8 protein-coding genes are annotated in these 6338 nt (G+C 33.5%); all 8 read right to left on the bottom strand.

The genetic code is table 11. The features are described 5' to 3' along the window. Positions 1 to 52: 52 nt before the first annotated feature. Positions 53 to 346: a hypothetical protein gene (locus ACVPON_RS07800; protein WP_462877895.1), complete on the bottom strand. Its 294-nt coding sequence runs from the start codon at positions 344 to 346 to the stop codon at positions 53 to 55. Positions 347 to 360: 14 nt separating this feature from the next. Then, a complete protein-coding gene (locus tag ACVPON_RS07795) occupies positions 361 to 792 on the bottom strand; it encodes a TIGR04197 family type VII secretion effector (protein WP_462877893.1) in 432 nt (143 codons plus the stop codon). Between the two features lie 17 nt (positions 793 to 809). Then, on the bottom strand, positions 810 to 1451 hold the full coding sequence (locus ACVPON_RS07790; RefSeq protein WP_462877891.1) for a hypothetical protein: 642 nt from the start codon (positions 1449 to 1451) through the stop codon (positions 810 to 812). 44 nt (positions 1452 to 1495) lie between these two features. Beyond that, positions 1496 to 2365 carry a ribonuclease D gene (locus ACVPON_RS07785; protein ID WP_462877889.1) on the bottom strand — a complete coding sequence of 290 codons (870 nt, stop codon included), beginning with the start codon at positions 2363 to 2365 and terminating at the stop codon, positions 1496 to 1498. Positions 2366 to 2519: 154 nt separating this feature from the next. Then, on the bottom strand, positions 2520 to 3053 hold the full coding sequence (locus ACVPON_RS07780) for a 3'-5' exonuclease (protein WP_462877887.1): 534 nt from the start codon (positions 3051 to 3053) through the stop codon (positions 2520 to 2522). Positions 3054 to 3223: 170 nt separating this feature from the next. Further along, a complete protein-coding gene (locus ACVPON_RS07775; protein WP_462877885.1) occupies positions 3224 to 3676 on the bottom strand; it encodes a DnaA ATPase domain-containing protein in 453 nt (150 codons plus the stop codon). 71 nt (positions 3677 to 3747) lie between these two features. Continuing rightward, positions 3748 to 4698, bottom strand: a complete 951-nt coding sequence (locus tag ACVPON_RS07770) for a helix-turn-helix transcriptional regulator (protein ID WP_462877883.1) — start codon at positions 4696 to 4698, stop codon at positions 3748 to 3750. Between the two features lie 84 nt (positions 4699 to 4782). Beyond that, a complete protein-coding gene (locus ACVPON_RS07765) occupies positions 4783 to 5604 on the bottom strand; it encodes a DnaB-like helicase C-terminal domain-containing protein (protein WP_462877880.1) in 822 nt (273 codons plus the stop codon). Positions 5605 to 6338: the final 734 nt, after the last annotated feature.

Here is a 6338-nt window from a genome sequence, read left to right as displayed (position 1 = left end):
ATCTAAATCATATGCCATAACTTTAGTATACCATAATTACTGCATTACTGCTTTAAAACTGATTGACTATAAGAACTTTGAGCTTATCATCAATATCATTTTTCAAACTATAATAGTATGTTGAAAATAGCGCTTTTACTTCTATAATATTTTCTTGTGAACTCAACGGAAGATTCAAAGTCTCAAGATAAGCTAAATCATGAAAACTTTCATCATTAACATCATCAAAATCAGTAGATAATTTCTGTAATCTTCTCCTCTCATCTTCTATATCATATAAATGAGAACTTAATTTTGAAATAGACAATTGAGTTTCTTCTAGCTCTTTCTTGTAATTAGTTGACATATTACTTACCTTCCTTAATTAGTAAATAAACTCATATCTGGCGTACTTTCGTTTGACGCAGTTGCAGTCATCCAAGAAGGTTTGGAGAGACCTGTTGTAGTGCTAGAGGTTGTTTTTGTTGTGTCATTCTTAACAGAAGTATCAGCCATATTTGGAGCTTCTACAAAACTTTCTTGATTATCTGCAATTTGTTGACTAAGTAAATCATCTAAAACCTGAAAATCGTTTGCTACACCTTGTATCAAACTAACAAATTGCGTAATACTTGAAGCAACACTGTTTGAATTACTTGATTCTGTTGACATACTTGTTTTTAAAGTGTCATACCCAGTAATAATACTTGATTCATCTTCCGTAATTTCACCACCAGTTCCTATTCCTGCAGCTACACTCATTAAAGTAGTAGCACATATACTAGGGGTTGTCTGATTACTTTGTATTGTCATTAGTTTCCTCCATATTTCTATCCCCAACTAATTTTAATTTTTTGAGAATCTTTCCGAGAATGAAGATGGGCTTCATCAGGTTCTAATCTTACCTCCTTAGAATTATAAACCTTGCTTAAAAAGTTTTGATCATTAAGTCTCATTCCTAGTAGAACCCATTGTAAGTCTTTTCGTATATCCTTAGCAATATTATTTATAGTTGAACCAATATACTGATGTGTAGATCCCACTATTAAGAATAAACCATATTTCCATCCTACCTTATATAACCTTACCATTTGTTCTCGAGTAATATCACATACTTCCAAAAATGATTCTAAATCTGGAATAATAATAAACCAATTTTTGTCACTTTTATTTGTTATTCTCTTATCAAGCTCAAACATTAACTGATTCCCCATATCTTTAATTTTTTCCTCAACACAAACATATGTAGTAACACTATCCTTAAATTCTTTATAGTTAAGATTACTATCTATTAACATAACACTTGCGTTAAATACTATGTTTTTAAAGATATTAATTAAATGAGATGAAATTATATGCATAGACTCTTCATCATCAGATACATAGAGTAAATGTTGAAACTTCTCAAGTGATATTCCTAACGGAAGAACTTTTTCAAAATCTAACCCTAAAGGAATAAAGGAGCAAATCAATTGCCCCTTTCAAATAATCAATTTAGTTAACAATCTTATTTGGATTAATATAATTTTTCCCATTGAGTAATGGATTTTGGCAAAATTATTTTATAAGTGTTATAGAAATCAAGTAATTCACTTGGCGTGATAACAATAATATTTTTCAGCTTTTCTGCATTTGGCGCAAATAGAAATACCTTATAACCTGCTTCTACAAAACTTGAAAATTGCATCGCATCCAAAGTGGCAGCTTTTTTACCTTTGACTTGTACAACTGCCTTCGATACATTTGCTGGATTACGGGACAAAAATTCACATTCAATTTTTATAGTTGTCGACTTACTAGCAATAGAATTTGAAAGAACATAATAATCATATTTAATTTGAATATAAGAGATAACCAACTCCTCTAAATCAAAATCGGGTAGATTATCTAATAAATTTCCTCGCAACTGATTAACTTGATAATGCTTAGTTTGAGATAAATTATTATAAGTGGCTTTAGAGTATTCCTCAATGATTGCATCTCGAATTTCATTAGCCGTACCTGCATTTGCCCTATTGAAAGACGCTTTAATCTGCCCTGGAACTTGCAAACCTACTTTATAAGCTTCAACTGGAATCACTGCACCGATATCTAACTCTTTACTAAAAAAAGCTTCTGCTTTCCCTTTTGAGCGACAAATCCAATAATTACCCTCCAGATCCCTCGTCCAGAACAAATCATCGATTGCAACATTTCTAAAAATATTTAAAACTGGGTTAATTCTTTTCATACCACTTCTGACAGTATTAAAATATGCTTCAAATGTCTCAAACTCACCTGCCCAAGCGATGGCGAGAAACTGTTTGTGGTTATTTAAACAATAATCAATCAAATCTTTCCTATTCTCTGCCTGTGTTTTTAAATTTATCCTAATAATTTTAACCATATTTTACCTTTCCAAATATCTGTCTGACAATTAACATTTATTCATTGCTCTCAAAATAAACCTTAATTGTTTGATTTTCTGAATCGATTTTTTTATTCATTGTTGATCCTTTCAACCTATCTTCAATCCAAAAGTAGAACTCGTCTTAACTTTATCAAAACTCTCTGAGTTTTTCAAGAAGCATTCGTGTCATTTCAACTCCAAATTCTGGATTTTGATTGTTTGTATCAAAATCAAAAAATTGTGCTAATTGTGTCAAAGAATAGCGTTTTAATTCTGGGCAAGCCTTTCGTACTAATTCTAGTGAATCAATCACTGGTTGATTCAAGGTTTGAAAACCATACTTTTGAAAATAATGATTCAAAAAGTTCACTTCAAACTCTGCATTATGAGCAACAAGAGTCAAATTACCACAAAATACTTGAAAATCATTTAACACTTGCTCTGCTGATTCACCTCTATTCAACATTTCGTTGGTTAACTTCGTCACATCAGTCATAAATTCTGATAATTCTTCTTCATTTCTGACTATCTTATTAAAACGTTCTGCTATCTCTCCTTTTTCAATTCTAATAGCGAAAATTCCTAGCAAAGATGAGTCCTCTGGAGAGAGACCGGACGTCGCTATGTCAAAAACTACATAGTCATCTAAAATAAAATGTTTTTTTATTTGTACTTCTTGAATCATTTTTTTACCTACTTCTTCACTACACTAGCGTTTGGAATATTTTTTGCATAAAATTCTGCTGATTGTTTATCTAAAAAACCTTGTGCAATCACATTCCCGAACTGATCGACAACAATCCATTCTTGCATGTTAGATTTCTCCTTCCTATTTAAGTTTACTAATCATTGATTTTAGGATGTCATATTTGTTGTTAGTCCCCATTGTAGTCGTTCCTGTAATGTGCTAGAAACTTCCATGCTATTTGGGGCAATAGTTGAAGAAATAATCAACTGTTTCTTGTTTGCTTCAATCAGCATTGCGATTTTTTCTTCCAGAGCCTTATCTTTAGGCAGCAAATGCAAGTCATCGATGAGAACATAGTCTCCATCAGACATCATAATTTTTTCTACCATTTCAACTGCCAGCTCTTTTGCTGATAGAAATGCTACCTTATTTCGTTCAACCATTGCGTTAATGGTGGCATTTAGCAAGTGCGATTTTCCAACTCCTTTTTCACCGTATATATAAACAGGATTATAGTAATTCTTATCCTTAATAACTGTCTTTAATGCAGTTAAAGCCCAAGCGTTTCCGTCATTGACCGAAAAATTCTCAAATGTTTGATTTTTATTGACTGGTTTCATCTTTTGTACCTCACTTATAACTTGATAGGTTTATTATAAAAGATTCCATAGACAATATTTGTCTACCTAGTCTACTTATCATAATTTTGCTGCATTCTTATCAGAAAATTCTTCATATCATCTACTAACGTTGCTGGAGAAAGCACTGTCAAAGCATCTGCTTGACTCAGCAACCATCGTTTCAATCCTGGTGTGTCTTGACTGATAAATTCAATCACAGCTCCGTCAGGGGTATGTTCAATAATCCTAGCAGTTGGAAATTGATCCGTTACAATGGTTGGGTCATAGGCAAATTGAACTCTAATCGTCAACTCTCGTCCCATAAATGGATCAACACGTTTGTTCCGTACCTCTCCATCTCGAAACTTCCTCCCATAAGAAATCTGCGGTTTCTTGTCAGTAGATACTTTCCAATCTAAAATTCTATCTAATTTTAAGGTCATATATGACTCAAAAGTCAAATTATATGCTACAACATAAAAGTAATGCACATCATAGTAGATTGATACAGGAAGAATCGTATGTTGTTTTTCAGTATTATAAGGCGATTGATACCGAATCTCTAGAACTAGCTCTTTTCGTATTATTTCCGACCATTCCCAGATTTTATCAATTCGATTTTGAGTATCTGACAATGGTGCATAATTTAGTAGTTCGCTCGCAATAATTTGATAAACCTCTTTTTGTTCCTCTTTAGAGATTAAAGCTAACAAACTATCGATCAGAGACTTATTTTCCTCTTTGTTCAAAGAACGGTTCTCTAATAAAATCTTTGATATGACCAATATATCCTTTTTATTAAATAATGATTTCCCTTTTAGGTAACGGGTATGGTATTTCGTATCATAGGCAAGCTCCGCTGCAACTATAGGCTGAGATTCCAAGTAATGACCTAATAGAGAAAAATCTCTCTGTACTGTTTTTTCACTAACTCCAAACTCATCTGCTAACTGTAACTTAGAAAGATGAGCACCTGACTGCAAACGTAGAAAAATTGTTAGTAAGCGTTCTTGATCGTTCATATTTACCTCAATTCCTTAGAAACATTATAACACATCAAGTAGTCCCTATTCAATGATTTCCCGACTTTTTCAAGGTTAATATTTTTACAAAAAACGATTCAAATCCTTGTAAAAATACAGCTTTACCGTCCCAAGTCTCCCGTTTTGATTCTTTCTAATAATTAGCTCCGTCAGATTATATTCCGCCTGACAGACTGTTTTCTCTTGGTAGTAGTCATCACGATAGAGACAAGCGATAATATCAGCGTCATGCTCCATACTAGTCTCAAACTCCCGCAAGTCACTCGTAATCGGCCTCATGTCCTCCCGTTGCTCAACGCTACGACAGACCTGAGACAGAGCGATAACTGGCACTTTCAATTCCTTAGCAATGATTTTCAACTGATGTACGATTTCAGATACTTCCTGCTGACGATTTTCCAACCGTGATCCTTGGATTAGCTGGAGATAGTCAATGATAATCAGCCCTAGCCCGTTCGTCTTATTGGCTAAACGCCCTACCTTATCCCTAATATCTGTAATCCTTAATCCGACTGAGTCATCAATAAAAATAGGAAAATCTGTCAGCTGACTCTGAACAATGGAATGCCTCTTCAAGTCCTCAACCGTTTTTTTCCGTGTAATGATGTGTTGCTGTGTGTAGTCCTCCTGATTAGCTAGGAGCCGTTTTACGAGGATTTTCTCCTGCGTCTCAAGAGAAAAGAATACTACAGATTTTTTCGAACTTCGAGCCACATTTTGAGCTATATTTAGAGCAAAAGCTGTTTTCCCAATTTCAGGACGAGCTGCCAAGATGATTAGCTGCCCCTCATGCAAACCAGTTGTTAACTTATCAAAGTCATAAAAGCCTGTCTCCAAGCCAGTACTTTTTAATTTCTTCAACTTTTCAGCTTCGAATTTCATCATTTTTGACCACCTCTAATAGTTTATTGATGATATGAGTTTACAAAAAAGAATGGACAGTAATTGTCCGTTTTAATGATTTTTTCTAACCTTTCAAATATTAATAAACAATCCTAACAATTCCACTATAAAATTCAGTAATACAGCACTTATTTCGAAACAAGTAAAAGTTAATAAATGAACCATTTCATGCAACTATAATCCACCTTGAAACCAAGCATTTCAAGGTGCTTTTTAATATTGTTAATATCACTTTCTTCTACTAATTTCCCTAGACTAAAGCTTACTTGGTTTCATCAATTGGGTGGGGACGTTTCTATTCCCACAAACTCCTTGTCAATGGAAACAAACACATCCCTACAGAGTAAATGGAAATAGAATGAGATAATTTCTAGCTATCATTTCTACTCACTCCAAAAATTTTATCACTCTGATACTTCCCCATCATACAAGAAAAAGCCTTGCAATCAAGGCTTTTCATTATCCCTTTCGTTCAAAGTTTTGGCTCTATAATTTCTGTAGTGGGTAAATCCACTGTAGAGATTATGGAGCCTTTTTGAGTATAGAAAAAAAGTCCCATATGACTTATAATGAAAAGCGACTAACAACTCATTAGAAAGACTCATATGGAACAACTAAATCTTATCACAAATTTTCTCAAAATTAAAGACAAAAATATCGTTATCACTGATGAATTTGATATGGGAACTCACTTCGAACTCCACGGTCACTTAGAT

The organism is Streptococcus sp. 1F3 (assembly GCF_054968985.1).
Note: the sequence above shows the minus strand (reverse complement) of the source record. Positions and strands in the feature narration are given on the sequence as shown.